Origin of the sequence: Tistlia consotensis USBA 355 (genome assembly GCF_900177295.1) — a bacterium.
GTDB classification, from domain to species: domain Bacteria; phylum Pseudomonadota; class Alphaproteobacteria; order Kiloniellales; family DSM-21159; genus Tistlia; species Tistlia consotensis.
The window spans coordinates 51691-66740 of record NZ_FWZX01000006.1 but is presented as its reverse complement, the minus strand read 5'-3'; the positions used below and the strand labels follow the sequence as shown (position 1 = coordinate 66740).

13 protein-coding genes are annotated in these 15050 nt (G+C 71.6%); 9 read left to right on the top strand and 4 right to left on the bottom strand.

Features of this window, described 5'->3' with window-relative positions:
• Positions 1 to 81: 81 nt before the first annotated feature.
• Entirely contained in the window at positions 82 to 591 is a 510-nt protein-coding gene (locus B9O00_RS10150) for a DUF2380 domain-containing protein (protein WP_085122513.1), read from the bottom strand.
• Positions 592 to 695: 104 nt separating this feature from the next.
• Complete coding sequence (gene hutI / locus B9O00_RS10145; protein ID WP_085122511.1) at positions 696 to 1958, bottom strand: imidazolonepropionase; 1263 nt, start codon at positions 1956 to 1958, stop codon at positions 696 to 698.
• A gap of 105 nt (positions 1959 to 2063) precedes the next feature.
• Between hutI and B9O00_RS10140 the strand changes: the two genes are divergently transcribed.
• The 4 genes from B9O00_RS10140 (at position 2064) to B9O00_RS10125 (ending at position 6614) form a co-directional block, all read left to right on the top strand.
• Positions 2064 to 3482 carry a formimidoylglutamate deiminase gene (locus B9O00_RS10140; protein WP_085122510.1) on the top strand — a complete coding sequence of 473 codons (1419 nt, stop codon included), beginning with the start codon at positions 2064 to 2066 and terminating at the stop codon, positions 3480 to 3482.
• Positions 3483 to 3547: 65 nt separating this feature from the next.
• Complete coding sequence (locus tag B9O00_RS10135; RefSeq protein WP_085122508.1) at positions 3548 to 4171, top strand: hypothetical protein; 624 nt, start codon at positions 3548 to 3550, stop codon at positions 4169 to 4171.
• Between the two features lie 187 nt (positions 4172 to 4358).
• Entirely contained in the window at positions 4359 to 5897 is a 1539-nt protein-coding gene (locus B9O00_RS10130) for a trimethylamine methyltransferase family protein (RefSeq protein WP_200808463.1), read from the top strand.
• A 78-nt stretch (positions 5898 to 5975) separates the two neighbouring features.
• A complete protein-coding gene (locus tag B9O00_RS10125; RefSeq protein ID WP_085122505.1) occupies positions 5976 to 6614 on the top strand; it encodes a trimeric intracellular cation channel family protein in 639 nt (212 codons plus the stop codon).
• A gap of 10 nt (positions 6615 to 6624) precedes the next feature.
• On the opposite strand, the gene B9O00_RS10120 is transcribed toward B9O00_RS10125, so the two are convergent.
• Positions 6625 to 8382, bottom strand: coding sequence for a B12-binding domain-containing radical SAM protein (locus B9O00_RS10120; protein WP_085122504.1), 1758 nt, complete (start codon positions 8380 to 8382; stop codon positions 6625 to 6627).
• A 259-nt stretch (positions 8383 to 8641) separates the two neighbouring features.
• The gene (locus B9O00_RS10115) at positions 8642 to 9592 is read right to left on the bottom strand and encodes a fatty acid desaturase (protein WP_085122502.1); all 951 of its coding nucleotides are present in this window, start codon (positions 9590 to 9592) and stop codon (positions 8642 to 8644) included.
• Between the two features lie 292 nt (positions 9593 to 9884).
• Here B9O00_RS10115 and B9O00_RS10110 point away from each other — a divergent pair, with 292 nt between their 5' ends.
• From B9O00_RS10110 to B9O00_RS10090, 5 genes are all read left to right on the top strand, one after another.
• The gene (locus B9O00_RS10110) at positions 9885 to 10757 is read left to right on the top strand and encodes a helix-turn-helix domain-containing protein (RefSeq protein WP_085122501.1); all 873 of its coding nucleotides are present in this window, start codon (positions 9885 to 9887) and stop codon (positions 10755 to 10757) included.
• Entirely contained in the window at positions 10754 to 11197 is a 444-nt protein-coding gene (locus tag B9O00_RS10105) for a GFA family protein (protein WP_085122499.1), read from the top strand. Before B9O00_RS10110 ends, B9O00_RS10105 begins: the two co-directional genes overlap by 4 nt.
• 7 nt (positions 11198 to 11204) lie before the next feature.
• Positions 11205 to 12071, top strand: coding sequence for a phosphate/phosphite/phosphonate ABC transporter substrate-binding protein (locus B9O00_RS10100; RefSeq protein ID WP_085122498.1), 867 nt, complete (start codon positions 11205 to 11207; stop codon positions 12069 to 12071).
• A gap of 181 nt (positions 12072 to 12252) precedes the next feature.
• Positions 12253 to 13701: an amidase gene (locus tag B9O00_RS10095; protein WP_085122497.1), complete on the top strand. Its 1449-nt coding sequence runs from the start codon at positions 12253 to 12255 to the stop codon at positions 13699 to 13701.
• Positions 13702 to 13815: 114 nt separating this feature from the next.
• Positions 13816 to 15039, top strand: a complete 1224-nt coding sequence (locus B9O00_RS10090; RefSeq protein ID WP_085122495.1) for an amidohydrolase family protein — start codon at positions 13816 to 13818, stop codon at positions 15037 to 15039.
• The last annotated feature ends 11 nt before the right edge of the window (positions 15040 to 15050 follow it).

Sequence of the window (15050 nt, the reverse complement as noted above, 5' to 3'; positions counted from 1 at the left end):
TGCTACCGGATTTTTGATATATCATATATCCGAATCGCCGCTGGTCAATCGCCTCGCCGATGCGCGGCACCACCGCGGCGCTCAGGGCTTCGGAACCGCGGCTTCCAGCTCCTGCACGACGAAGCCGGCGGCCCGGCGGAAGGCCTCGTCCGTGTCGCCGCGGAAGGTGATCGAGCGGTCGAGAACCAGCTTGTCCCGCTCCAGGTCCACGGCCTGCACCTTCCCCCACTGGATCAGGGTGCTCATCTTGTGGATCCCGCCGTAGACCAGGAAGCGCGCGCCAGCCTTCCGGGCCGCGGCGACCAGTGCGTCCGGCCCAAGGCTGCCGACGGAGCAGGCCGATTCCGGACAGCCGAGAGGAACGACGCTGTAGCCGCCCTCGGCCAGGCTCTGCCGCAGGATGCCGGCGAAGGCCCCCACGCGCGCCGCATGCTCGGCGGCCTGGTCGCGCGGCTCGCCGGAGGTGTCGCTGTAGTCGAAATCGGCGACGGCGACGCGCAGCGCGGCGCCGGCGGCCGATCCGGGGCTGCCCATGACCGCCGCGGTCAGCAGCGCCAAGGCGGCCAGAAGCGCCTTCCTGTTTCGTCCCATGGCGGGCCTCGTCTCCCTGTCGTGCCCGACCGCCGCGCCTGCCGCGAGGGGGAGTCCTGCCGCGGCACGCTGGTCGCCCGCTCCGGGCTCGGCCAGCCTCGCGCTCAGGAATCCCCGGTCGTGCAGGCCTGAAGGCTCTTCTTGGGCGTCGGGTGCAGGCGCTGGCCGTTCCTGATCACAAGGTTCAGCGGATTGAAGCCCAGGCGATAGGCCAGCTCGGCCGGCCGCTCGATGTCCCAGACGACCAGGTCGGCGACCTTGCCGACCTCCAGCGTGCCGTGGCTGTCGCCGAGGCCGAGCGCCCTGGCGGCGACCCGGGTCGCGCCGGCCAGCGCCTCCTCCGGGGTCAGGCCGAAGAGGATGCAGGCCATGTTGAGCATGGCGAGCAGGGAACTGACCGGGCTGCTGCCCGGGTTGCAGTCGGTCGCCACGGCCATCTCGACGCCGGCCTGGCGGAAGGCCGCGACCGGAGGCTTCGTCTCGTCCTTCAGGGTGTAGAAGGCGCCGGGCAGCAGCACCGCCACCGTGCCGGCCTTGGCCATGGCGCGGATGCCGTGCTCGTTGGCGTACTCCAGGTGCTCCGCCGACAGCGCCTTGAAGCGCGCCGCCAGGGCCGCGCCGCCGCCGTCGGTCAGCTGGTCGGCGTGCAGGCGGACCGGCAGGCCGAGCGCGCTCGCGGACTCGAACAGGCGGGCGACCTGGTCGGCGTCGAAGGCGATGGTCTCGCAGAAGGCGTCGACCGAATCGGCGAGCTTCTCCTGCGCCAGCCGCGGCAGCAGCCCGATCATCGTCTGGAGGTAGCCGTTCGGGTCGTCCTTGAACTCGGGCGGCACGGCGTGGGCGCCCAGGAAGGTCTTGTGCACCGTGACCGGCTGGCTCTCGCCGAGGCGCCTGGCGACCCTGAGCTGCTTGACCTCCTGCTCCGGCTCCAGGCCGTAGCCCGACTTGATCTCGACCGTCGTGACGCCCTCGGCCATCAGGGCCTGCAGGCGCGGCAGGCTGGCGGCGAAGAGGGCCTCCTCGTCGGCCGCCCGCGTCGCGCGCACGGTCGAGAGGATGCCGCCGCCGGCCCTGGCGATCTCGGCGTAGCTCGCGCCGCCCAGCCGCTGCTCGAACTCCCCGGCGCGGTCGCCGCCGTGGACCAGGTGCGTGTGGCAGTCGATCAGGCCCGGCGTCACCCAGCGGCCGTCGAGGTCGTAGATGCGCTTGGCCAGGGCACCGGGCCGGGCGGTCAGGTCGTCGAGCGCGCCGATCCAGGCGATGCGCCCGTTGGCGATGCCCAGCGCCCCCGACTCGATGGCGCCGTACCTGGCCTTGCCCGGGACCATGGTGGCCAGGCGGGCGTTGATGAGGACGCTGTCCCACATGACGCGGCACTATCTCCCGTCGGCTGCGTTTGCGGAAGCTTGTTTCTCGCCTTCCTGGCATGCTTTCTAGCCGCCTTTGCCGGACACTTCCCCCGAGGGACGACAATGTCACGTGCTGTTTTCGCGTCTTCGGCAAGGCTGCCCGGCGGCTGGGCGCGCGACGTGACCTTCGCGATCGACGAGGCCGGCAGCCTGGCCTCGGTGACGGCGGACAGCCGACCGGCGCCGGATGCCGAGCGCGCGGCCGGCCCGGTCGTGCCCGGCCAGCCGAACCTGCACAGCCATGCCTTCCAGCGTGCCATGGCCGGCCTCGCCGAGCGGGTCGGCCGGGCCGGCGCCGGCGGCAAGGGCGGCAGCGGGGAGGGCGGCGGCGCCAACGACTCCTTCTGGGCCTGGCGGGAGACGATGTACCGCTTCCTGCCGCACCTCGGCCCGGACGAGCTGGAGGCGGTGGCGGCGCAGCTCTACGTCGAGATGCTGGAGGCCGGCTATGTCGGCGTCGGCGAGTTCCACTACCTGCATCACGACCCCGCCGGCGCCGCCTACGCCGATCCGGCCGAGATGGCCCTGCGCCTGATCGCGGCGGCGCGGGCGACCGGCATCGGCCTGACCCTGCTGCCGGTGCTCTACGGCTACGGCGGCTTCGGCGGGCAGCCGGCCGGCGAGGGGCAGCGCCGCTTCCTCAACGCGCCCGATGCGCTGCTCGCCGTCGTCGAGCGCGCCATCCGGGAGCTTGCGGGCGACCCGCAGGGCCGGGTCGGCCTCGCGCCGCACAGCCTGCGCGCGGTGACGCCCGAGACGTTGCGCGACGGCCTGGCCGGGCTCGCCGCGCTCGATCCCCGAGCGCCGGTCCACATCCACGTCGCCGAGCAGACGAAGGAGGTCGAGGACTGCCTCGCCTGGTCCGGCCGCCGGCCGGTGCGCTGGCTGCTCGACGAGGCAGGACCCGACGCGCGCTGGTGCCTGGTCCACGCGACCCACATGACCGCCGACGAGACCCGCGACCTCGCGGCCAGCGGCGCGGTCGCCGGGCTCTGCCCGACCACCGAGGCCAACCTCGGCGACGGCTTCTTCCCGGCGCCGGACTACCTCGCCGCGGGCGGTGCCTGGGGCATCGGCTCCGACAGCCACATCTCGGTCGACCCGGTCGAGGAGCTGCGCTGGCTGGAGTACGGCCAGCGCCTGCTGCTGCGCCGGCGCAACGTGCTGGCCGGCGCCAGCGGCCATCTCGGCGAGGACCTCTGGCTGGCCTCGGCGGCCGGCGGCGCGCGGGCACTCGGCCGGCCGACCGGGCGGCTGGCGCCGGGCTGCCGGGCCGACCTGGTGGTGCTGGACTCGGAGTCGCCCTGCCTCGCCGGCCGCGAGGGCGCGGCGCTGCTCGACGCCGCGGTCTTCGCCGGCAACCGGCGCCCGCTGCGCGACGTCATGGTCGGCGGCCGCTGGTGCGTGCGCGAGGGCCGGCACCTCGCGCGCGAGGCGGTGCGCGCCGGCTTCGATGCCGCGATGGCGCGGCTGACCGCCTGACCGGCCGGCCCGCGATTTCCCCTTGGGTCGCGGCGGCGGCTTCGCTAGGCTTTCCGCCCAGAACGATGAGCACGCTCGTTTTCGACAGCGGCGAGGAGCTTCCCGCCGCACAGATCGCCCAGATCCGCCACCGCGCCGCCTACGTGGAGACGCTGGTCGGCTGTCTCGAAGACGCCCCGCGGCTGGAGCCCGAGCTCTACGGCAGCTACGACGACTGGTACCTGCAGGCCCTCGAGGACGGGCTGTTCCGCCGCGTCTTCGTCGTCGAGGTGCGCGAATGGCGCCGCCACGTCGAGGACCTGCTGCGCGACCAGCTGACCCGCAACGGCGTCGACTCGGCCTGGTGGGACGGCCTCTGCGAGGCGCCGGCGGCGAGCGGCGACGGCGAGGTCGAGCGCCTGCGCCGCGGCCTCGCCGAGGGCCTGGGCCTCGAGCTGCCGGGCGCGCTCTGGCGGGACCTGGAGGAGCTGGTCGCCGTCGCGCGCACCATCGCCGAGGGCACCCGGGTCGCGCGCGCCGTGCTGCAGCGCCGCTACGAGAGCTACTTCAGCGACCTCGACGCCTTCGGCGACGGCGACCCGGGCGGCCGCCTGACCCTGAACGCCGAGCACGCCCGTCGGGCCTTCGCCGCCGTCGAGGCCTTCTGGGCGGCGCTGCCCTATCGCGTGGTCGGCGAGGGCGTGGCGTAGCGGCGACGGCGCCCGGGGGAGCCTTCGCGACCCCGCCTCGGGAATCGCCCCCACCTTAGCGATTAGCGACCCCGCTTGACGCGCCTCTGATAGTGGGCGGCGAGGGAAGGGGCTATAGCCGACTCCATTGGTCTTTTCCTCGGGGGCGGTCCGTCCGTGCCGGCCCCGCGCCTCGATGGAGTTGCTGATGGATCGTTCCTCGGGTCGCCGGCGCGGCTCCGGCCGCGAGCGCCGCTCGGTCGGCGCCTTCTCGCAGATGCCCTGGTCGCCGCCGAGCAACCCCTACGCGCCGCTCGACGTCATCTCGGCCGACCAGGTCGAGGCGATCCACAACGCCTCGCTCGAGGTGCTCGAGAAGATCGGCATGGATTTCCTCCATCCCGAGGCCCACGACATCCTGCGCAAGGCCGGGGTCGCGGTGACCCCGGGCAGCAACCGCCTGCGCTTCGACCGCGGCTTCATCGAGGAGGCGGTCGCCAAGGCGCCGTCCGAGTTCGTGCTGCATGCGCGCAACCCGGCGCACCACATCCCGGTCGGCGGCAACCGCATGGCGATCTGCTCGGTCGGCAGCGCGCCCAACGTCAGCGATCTGGAAGGCGGCCGGCGCGACGGTAATGCCAAGGACTACGACGACCTGCTGCGCCTGACGCAGATCTTCAACTGCGTCCATGTGCTGGCGGGCTATCCGGTCGAGCCGGTCGACCTGCCGCCCGAGACGCGGCACCTCGACTGCCTGCGCTCCGCCGCCGTGCTGACCGACAAGTTCTTCCACGCCTACTCGCTGGGCCGCACCCGCATCCTCGACGGCATCGAGATCGCCCGCATCGCGCGCGGCATCTCCGAAGAGCAGCTCTCACGCGAGCCGAGCCTGTTCAGCGTGGTCAACACCTCCTCGCCGCTGCGCCTCGACAACCCGATGATCGAGGGCTGCATCGAGATGGCGCGGCGCAACCAGCCGATCGCGGTGACGCCCTTCACCCTGTCCGGTGCCATGGCGCCCGCCACCATCGCCGGCGCGCTGGTCCAGCAGAACGCCGAGGCGCTGGCGACCATCGCCTTCCTGCAGACCGTCAATCCCGGCACGCCCTGCTTCTACGGCGGCTTCACCTCGAACGTCGACATGAAGTCGGGGGCGCCGGCCTTCGGCACGCCGGAGTACGCCAAGGCGGCCCTGGCCGGCGGCCAGCTGGCGCGGCGCTACCGCATCCCCTACCGCTCCTCGAACGTCAACGCCTCGAACTGCGTCGACGCCCAGGCCGCCTACGAGAGCGAGATGTCGATCTGGGCGGCCAGCCTCGGCCACGTCAACCTGATGATGCACGGCGCCGGCTGGCTGGAGGGCGGCCTCACCGCCTCCTTCGAAAAGTTCGTGCTCGACTGCGAGCTGCTGCAGATGATGGAGGCCTTCCTGCAGCCGATCGTCGTCGACGAGGACACGCTCGGCTTCGCGGCCATGGCCGATGTCGGCCCCGGCGGCCACTTCTTCGGCACGGCCCACACGCTGGAGCGCTACGAGACCGCCTTCTATGCCCCCGTCCTCTCCGACTGGCGCAACTTCGAGAGCTGGGAGGAGGCGGGCTCCGAGGACGCGACGATCCGCGCCCACAAGCTCTACCGCCGCCTGCTTGCCGAATTCGAGCCGCCGCCGCTGGATCCGGCGATCAAGGAGGAACTCGACGCCTTCGTCGAGCGCCGCACCCGCGAGGGCGGCGCCAAGGCAGCGTAGGTCGGGTGCGGGTCGGGGTCGATTCCGGACGGACCGAAATCAGCCTAGACTGAGCCCTCCGACAAGGGGGGACGTGCCATGGACACGCTGTTTGCCGCCCTCGACCTCGCGGGCGTCTTCGTCTTTGCGATCTCGGGTGCGCTGGCGGCTTCGCGCAAGCAACTCGACATCTTCGGGTTCCACTTCATCGCCACGGTGACCGCGATCGGCGGCGGCACCCTGCGCGACGTGCTGCTCGGCCGGACGCCGGTGTTCTGGGTCGAGCACCCGCACTTCATCTGGCTGACCGGCGTCGCCGCCCTGGTGGTCTATTTCCTGGCGCCGGCCGTGCAGTCGCGCGAGAAGCTGCTGATCTGGGCCGATGCGATCGGCCTCGCCATCTTCGCGGCGGGCGGCACCATCGTCACCCAGCAGACCGGCGCGCCGCCCGGGGTGGTCATCCTGATGGGCGCCGTCTCGGCGACCTTCGGCGGCCTGATCCGCGACATCGTCTGCCGCGAGATGCCGCTGCTGCTGCGCAAGGAGATCTACATCACCGCGGCCGCGGCGGGCTCTGCGCTGATGGTCGTGCTCGAACAGCTCGGGCAGCCGGTCGAGGTCGGCTACCTGGCCTGCGTCGTCGTAACCTTCGTGATCCGCGGTCTTGCGATCCGCTACAGCCTCAGCCTGCCGGCCTACAGGCCGCGACCCGCAGGCGGCGGCACCGTCGGGACGTGACCGCCGGGGCCTACTCCGCCGCGGTCGGCATCACCGGGGCGCCGTAGCCCTTGCGGATCGCGCCGCCGTGCACGTGCATCATCTCGAGCTCGGACTCGTCGTGCTCGGCGACCGGCTCCAGCGACTCGTCGCAGTAGGCCTCGATCGAGCCCTCGCGCAGGATCTTGCGGCGCAGGGTCTCCAGGGTCAGGAACAGCCAGAGCCAGCGGGCGTGGCTGGCCGCGACCTCCCAGACCCGGCGCGGGTAGAAGAGCAGCGGGTTCTCCAGCGGCAGGCCGGAGCGGCGCTGGGTGCGGACCTTGCGGCGGAACCAGCCGCCCTGGACCGGATGGACGTTCTCGATGGCGACGAAGCCGGCGAACCAGAGCAGCGGCAGGACCATCTTGTGGAGCGGGATGCCGCTCGGCCCGGCGCGGCGCAGCACGCGCTCCAGGTGCTCCCGGTCGTAGAACGATTTCCAGGCCGCGTGATAGGCCCGGTACAGCTCGGCCTCGCTCATCGCCGGATGGTCGATGGTGACGTGCTCGATGTCGTACTTGTTCATGTCGGGGTCCATGCGGACGCCCGCGAGGGTCATCTTCCTGTGGTCCTCGGAGCCCGGCAGCGGGGTCAGGATGTTGAACTCGACCAGGTCGACCGGCAGCTCGCGCTTCAGGATCTCGACGTCGCGCGCGATCTTCTCGGGGGTATCGCCGGGGAAGCCGAGGATGTAGCCGGCATAGGTCGTGCCGCCGCCGGCCTTCAGGGCCTGCAGCATCTTGCGGTACTCCCAGATCTTGTTCTGGTTCTTCTTCGCGGCGACCAGGTTGTCCGGGTTGATGTTCTCCAGGCCGACGAAGATCCGGTGCGCGCCGGCGCGCAGCGCCTTCTCGATGAAGCGCGGCGTCTTGTGGCACAGGGTGTCGACCTGGATGATGAACTTGATGTTGAGGCCTTCCTGCTCGCGCAGCTGGATGATCCGGTCGAGGATCGCCTCCCAGTTCTTGTTCCGGGCAAAGTTGTCGTCGGTGATGAAGAAGCGCCGCACGCCCTGGGCGACGTTGGTGCGGATCAGCGCCTCGACGTCGTCGGCGCTGCGGTAGCGCGAGACCCGGCCCTGGACGTTGATGATCGTGCAGAAGGAGCACTGGAAGGGGCAGCCCCGGCCGGCGTCGAACGAGCTGTAGTGGCCGGCGGCGCGGCGGACGACCTCGGCCGGCAGGAAGGGCGCCGTCGCGGCCTCCATGCCCGGCAGGTCGTCCATGTAGTTGTAGAGCGGCTTGAGGCGACCCTCGTAGGCGTCGCGCAGCACCTCGTCGAGCCGCCCCTCGGCCTCGCCGGCATAGATGCTGACGCCGAGCGCCTGGGCCTCGCGGATGTCCGCGGGCAGTTCCGGCAGCATGGCGAGGCAGCCCGAGACGTGGAAGCCGCCGACGACCACCGGCACCTCGGCGGCGCGCAGCTGGCGGGCGATGTCGAGCGCACGCGGGAACTGGTTCGACTGCACGCCGACCAGGCCGACGAAGCCGCCGGCACCGGCCGTGCGGATGCTCTGGACGATGTCCCTGATCGGGACGATGCGGTTGAACTCGTCATAGGCCTCGACGGCGATCTCGACCTCGGGGCCCAGGATCTGCTGCTCGGCGCATGCGCGCGACAGGCCGTAGAGCGTCGCCAGGCTGTTCGAGGGGATCGCGGAGCGCAGCCACTGGATGACGTAGCCGTCGTCGTCGTAGTGCGACGGCTTGATCAGCACGATCTGGAAACGGCGCTTGGCGGCTGAGACCATGACGATGCCCCCGCTGGCTCGTGGTCCGTCGAATCGCCGGCCGATCTTCCTTTCGCCTCGACCTGCCTGCGACCGTCGAAAAATCGATGGTTCCAAGAAAGTCCGAAAAAAATGGCGGAAGTACTATAGGGGAGCAGCGCGGAGCGGAGAACCCATTTCTACTCGGGGTCGCACGGAATTGTCCGGCCGGCATGCCCGGCTGGCGGGCTCCGGACTCCGGGCGGGCAAATATATCCGGCCGGGCAGAAAGATTAGGAAGCTAATAGGACGTCGATGTCTCGCTGCCCTCGGCGGGCGCGGCGGCGACCGGCCGGGCGTCGCCGAGCGGCGTCACGATCAGGCCGCCGGGATGCAGCGGCCGCTCCTTCTGGTGCAGCCCGAAGCGGGCGATTACCTCGCCGTAGCCGCGGAACAGGTAGCTGCCGTTGTCCGTCAGATAGCGCGCGCGCTCGGCGCGGTAGGCGGCCGGGATCCGGTACCAGGGCAGGCCGGGCCGCTCGTGATGGACGGCGTGCAGGTTGTTGTTCAGGAACAGCAGGGCCCAGGGCCAGGCCGCCTCGACGATCGCCGTGCGCTCGCGGACGTTGGGCACCGCGCGGTGCTCGAGGAACGAGCGGACCAGCGAGAGGGCGATGCCCGGCAGGGCGAAGAAGCCGAGATAGGCGCCGAGGCTCATGCCGCAGACCGCCACGGCCCAGGTCAGCACCAGGCCGACGCCGGCGACCTGCAGCAGCCAGACCGGCAGGTCGAAGCGGCCGCCGAGCCACTGGCCGAGCTCGCCGCGATAGAAGCGGCAGATCGCGAAGACCGGCCCCAGGACCATGCGGCCGAGCAGGCAGTTGCGCAGGCCGTAGAGGCCGCGCAGCGGCGCCGGCAGGGCACGCCAGCGCTCCGGCGGCAGGTAATAGCTCTCCGGATCGAGCTGCGGGTCGGTCAGGACCTCGTCGCGGTGATGCTGCAGATGGCCGTCGCGATAGCGCTCGTAGGGCAGCCAGAGCCAGAGGTTGGGCAGCACCAGCAGGCGGTTGAGCCAGGGCAGGCGGGTCGGGTGGCCGTGCACCACCTCATGCTGCAGCGACGAGTGCCAGGCGACCAGGTAGGCGCCGATCGGCAGCAGCAGCCAGGGCGGCAGCCGGTCGTGGAACCAGGTCGCGAGGCCGAAGCCCAGATAGATCGCGGCGGCGACCGCGACGGTCGGCCATTCGACCACGGGGACACAGGCGCCGGTCCGGGCGTTGTCGAGTCGGGCGCCCGCGCTCGGGGCGGTCACAAGGGTGGCAGCCGGGTGCACCTGCGTGGACGCGGCGCGCTCCGGCGTGCCAGAGTTCGCCGCCCGGACATTGGCCGGCGGCGGGAGGAACCTATCTTGCCTGTCGCTGTCGCTCACGGCTGGTAACCAAGGGTTGCAGAACGAAGAGAAAACGACACAACGTTGATAAAGCGAAACATCGTTGACTTTGTACAACAGACGGGAGGTCGGCGCAAGCTGCGCCGTGCCGCGCATGCAGCGTGACGAGGTGGTCGGGGTGTTCCGGGAACGCCTGCTCAAGGTCATCGAGCGGCAGGGCGTGTCGCGCTCGGCCTTCGCCCAGCAGGTCGGGCTCGACCGCTCGACGCTGTCGCAGCTGCTGTCGCCGGACAACGAGCGGCTGGCGCGCGCCGAGACGATCGTGGCGATCGCCCGCGAGGGCAAGGTCAGCGTCGACTGGCTGCTTGGCCTGAGCCAGGAGGAGGGGCGGGGTGCCGAGGTCGTCTCCAACGCCATGGAGATCGAGGCCGGCTCGGCCGGCAAGCTCGACGAGACGCTGGCGCGCTGGCACACCGAGGCCGCCGGCTACAAGATCCGCTACGTGCCGACCACCCTGCCGGACCTGCTCAAGACCGAGGAGGTCATCGCCCACGAGTATCGCGACTACGGCGAGCGCGTGCCGCAGAGCCAGTTCGAGCGCGCGGAGGCCAGGCTCGCCTACAGCCGCAAGCCGGAGACCGAGATGGAGGTCTGCTCGTCCTGGCAGTCGGTCGAGGGCTTCGCCAAGGGCGAATCGATCTGGCGCGACCTGCCGGCGGCGGCGCGGCGGCGCCAGATCGAGCAGATGATCGCGATCTGCGACGAGCTCTATCCGACCTTCCGCTGGTTCCTCTACGACGGCCTCAGGCGCTATGCCTCGCCGCTCACCGTCTTCGGGCCGCAGCGTGCCGCGCTCTATCTCGGCAACATGTATTTCGTGTTCAACGGCACCGACCAGATCCGCGTTCTGACCAAGCACTTCGACGACCTGGTGCGGGCCGCGACGGTCCAGCCGCCGGACGTCATGGCCTTCCTGGAGGGACTGATGGCCAAGTATCTCTCGCCGGCCAAGGCGCGCAGCCGATGACCGCGCCCTCGACCGGCACCCTGGCCGGCGGCTGCCTGTGCGGCGCCGTCCGCTTCGAGCTGACCGGGACGCCGCGCCCGCCGGTCGCCTGCCACTGCTCGCAGTGCCGCAGGACCAGCGGCCACTACGGCGTGTTCACGGCCGTGCCGCTGGACGGCTTCCGCCTGACCGCGGCCGGCGGCCTCAAGTGGTTCCGCTCCTCGGACGTCGCCGAGCGAGGCTTCTGCGGCGACTGCGGCTCCAGCCTGTTCTGGAAGCCGAGCGGCGCGGGCTACGTGGCGGTCGCCGCCGGCGCCCTGGACAAGCCGACGGGCCTCAGCCTGGCCGGCCACATCTTCGCCGCCGACAAGGGCGACTACTACGCGCTCGCCGACGGTCTTCCGGTCTATCCCGGCGGCGACGGCGGCCGGCTCGACGCCGGCGCCAGCAAGCAGTCGTGAGCGCGCGATGACGGGGACGCGGAGCGCCGCCGCGCCGGTGGTCGGGCTCGCCAGCCTGCCGATGTACGACCTGCCGGAGCTGCGCTGGGCGACCGACGCCTGGTGGCAGGGCCTGGCCCTGCACCTGCGCGAGGCCGGCCTGCGCAACCTGCCGGAGGCGCTGAGCCGCCCGGAGCCGGGGCGCGGGGCCGGCGGCGAGGCCGATCCCGTGCCGCTGCTGCGCGATCCCCGCCTGGTGATCGGCCAGACCTGCGGCTATCCGCTGACCCACGGCCTGGCCGGCTGGGTCTCCTACCTCGGCACGCCGCGCTACGCCGCGCCGGGCTGCAAGGGCAGCGACTACCGCAGCTTCGTCGTGCTGCGCGCGGACGATCCGGCCGAGACCCCGGCGGCCCTGCGCGGCCGGCGCGCGGTGATCAACGGCTGGGACTCGCAGTCCGGCATGAACGCGCTGCGCGCCCTGGTGGCGCCGCACGCCCAGGCCGGCCGCTTCTTCGCCCAGGTCGTGACCTCGGGCGCCCATCGCCGCTCGCTGGCGATGATCCGGGAGGGGCGGGCGGACCTCGCCGCGATCGACTGCGTCACGCTCGAGCTGCTGCGCCGGGTCGATCCGGCGGCGCTGGAGGGCCTGGAGGCGCGCTTCGAGACGCCGGCCGCGCCGGCGCTGCCCTACGTCACGCGCCACGGCGTCAAGCCCGGCCTGCTGGCCGCGCTGCGCGCCGGCATCAAGGCGGCCCTGGCCGACCCGGAGCTCGCCGAGGTCAGGGCAGCCCTGCTGCTGACGGGCATGGACTTCGACCGCGCCGCCGACTACTCGGTGATCACCGAGATGGAGCGGACCGCCGAGCTGCTGGGCTATCTCGCCCTGGCGTGAGGTCGGTGCCGGAGAGGGCTTCACCCTTCGACAGGCTCAGGATGAAGCCCTTTCGATGGGCGAGAGCCCATCGGTCGCTTCATGGTGAGCTTCATCCTGAGCCTGTCGAAGGGCGAACCATGGAGCGACAGGCGCCACGGGCGTCGAGTTGCGAATCGAACGAGGCACAAGGGGGAAAGCAATGGCTGCGCTCTGCGATCTGACGGCGGTCGAGCTGGCGAAGGGGATGCGGGCGCGCGAGCTCTCGCCGGTGGAGCTGCTGGACAGCTGCCTGGAACGCATCGCCGCGGTCAACCCGACGCTCAACGCCGTGGTCGCGACCGACGAGCCGGGCGCCCGCAAGGCAGCCGAGGCCGCCGAGGCCGCCTTCGCCGCCGGCGAGGATCCGGGGCCGCTGGCCGGCCTGCCGCTCGGCATCAAGGACCTCAACGAGACCAGGGGCCTGAAGACGACCTACGGCTCCCTGATGTATTCGGAGTTCGTGCCGACCGCCGACTGCGGCGTGGTCGCCAGCCTGCGCGCCGGCGGCGGCAGCATCTTCGCCAAGACCAACACGCCGGAGTTCGGCGCCGGCGCCAACACGACCAACAAGGTCTACGGCGTCACCGGCAATCCCTACGACCCGGCGCTCACCTGCGCCGGCTCGTCGGGCGGCTCGGCCGTCGCGCTGGCGACTTCCATGCTGCCGCTGTGCAACGGCTCGGACCTCGGCGGCTCGCTGCGCACGCCGGCCGGCTACTGCGGCGTCGTCGGCCTCAGGCCGACACCCGGCACGGTGCCCGACGAGACCCGGGTCAACGCCTTCTCGCCGCTCTCGGTCGAGGGGCCGATGGGCCGCACGGTCGCCGACTGCGCGCTGCTGCTCTCGGCCATGCTGAAGGGCAACACCGGCGAGGCGCTGGATCCCTACGCCGGGCGCCCGGCGGACGCCAGCCTGCTGGGCGCGCTGCCCGAGGTCGACCCCGGCCGCCTCAAGGTCGCCTTCACCGAGGATCTCGGCTTCGCGCCGGTCTCCCAGCAGGTCCGCGGCCTGTTCCGCCAGCGCCGCCAGGCGATCGGCGGCCTCTTCGCCGAGGCCCAGGACCGCGACCCGGAGCTCGGCGAGGCCGACCGGCTGTTCGAGACGCTGCGCGGCCTCAACTTCGTCGCCAGCTACGCCAAGACCTACCGCTCGAAGCCGGAGTCCCTGGGCCCGAACGTCAAGGCCAACGTCGAGCTCGGCCTGAAGCTCGGCGCCGAGGAGCTGGGCTGGGCGGCCGCCGAGCACAGCCGCCTGTTCCACCGCTTCGTCGGCTTCATGGAGCAGGTCGACCTGCTGATCGCGCCGACCGCCTCGGTGCAGCCCTTCGACAAGACCCAGCTCTATCCGGCCGAGGTCGACGGCCGGAAGCTGCCGACCTACATCGCCTGGGTCGCGATCACCTACGGCCTGTCGCTGACCGGCCACCCGGTGCTCTGCCTGCCCTGCGGCCTCGACGAGAACGGCCTGCCCTTCGGCCTGCAGATCGTCGGCCGGCGCCGGCAGGAGGGCCGGCTGCTGGCGATCGGCGCGGCCCTGGAGCGGGCCTTCCGGGACATCCCCGGCTGCGCCGCGCCGAAACCCGACCTCGCCCGCCTCGCCGCCGCCTGATCCGCCTCGCGGCATGGTCGGAACGCATGGCCGCCCCGACTTGCCGGGGCGGGGGCTTCCTGCTTTGCTGAAGCCAATTCCCTGATCCCCCGGGTCGAAACCACGGAGCGTTCCATGAGTCAGCGTCTGTTCATCGGCGGCAAGGTCATCGACGGCGACGGCAAGGCCCTGGAGGGCCACGGCGTCCTGGTCTCGGGCGAGCGGATCGCGCGGGTCGCACCGGCCGCCGAGTTCGAGGGCTTCGCCGGGGAGCGTGTCGATACCGCCGGCATGACGCTGCTGCCCGGCCTGATCGACTGCCACGTCCATCTCTGCAGCGGCGCCGAGGCCGACCCGGGCTCCGCCCAGGCCAAGCTGAGCGCGGCGCAGATCGCCATGCGCGCCCTGGAGCGCGCCCAGACGACCCTGGCCGGCGGCATCACCGCGGTGCGCGACTGCGGCGGCAAGGACTACATCGAGTTCGCCGTGCGCGACGCCTGCAACGCCGGCATCCAGCTCGGCCCGACGATCATGGCCTCGGGCCGGATGATCTGCATGACCGGCGGCCACGGCAACCGCAACGGCCGGGTCGCCGACGGCGTCGACGAGGTGGTCAAGGCGGTGCGCGAGCAGATCCACGCCGGCTGCGACTTCGTCAAGATCATGGCGACCGGCGGCGTGATGACCCCGGGCGTCGATCCGCAGGACGCGCACTACTCGCCCGAGGAGATGGCCGCCGGCATCGCCGAGGGCCACCGCTTCCACCGCACCTGCGCCAGCCATGCCCAGGGCGAGGAGGGCATCCTCAACGCCGTGCGCGGCGGCATCGATTCCATCGAGCACGGCTTCTTCCTGACCGAGAAGACGATCGAGGAGATGATGCAGCGCGGCACCTACCTGGTGGCCACGCTCTCGGCCCTGCGCAACATCCTGGGCAACGGCCACCTGGTGCAGCCCTACGTCATCGAGAAGTCCAGGAAGTACGGCGAGTTCCATGTCGAGTCCGTGAAGCGCTACTACGCGGCGGGCGGCAAGATGGCGATGGGCACCGATGCCGGCACGCCCTTCAACAAGCACGGCGAGAACGCCCAGGAGCTGCGCTTCCTGGTCGAGGTCGGCGTCAAGCCGATGGACGCCATCACCATCGCGACCCGCAACGGCGCCGACCTGATGCGCCTGGAGGAGCGGGGCACCGTGACCGAGGGCAAGTTCGCCGACCTGCTGGTCGTCTACGGCGATCCCCTGGCCGACATCGCCGCGGTCGCCGATCCGGCGAACCACGCCCTGGTCGTCAAGAACGGCCGGGTCGCCGCCGACAAGCGGGCGAGCGCCGCCGAGCAGCGGCGCGCCGCCGAGTAGGGCGGGCCGGC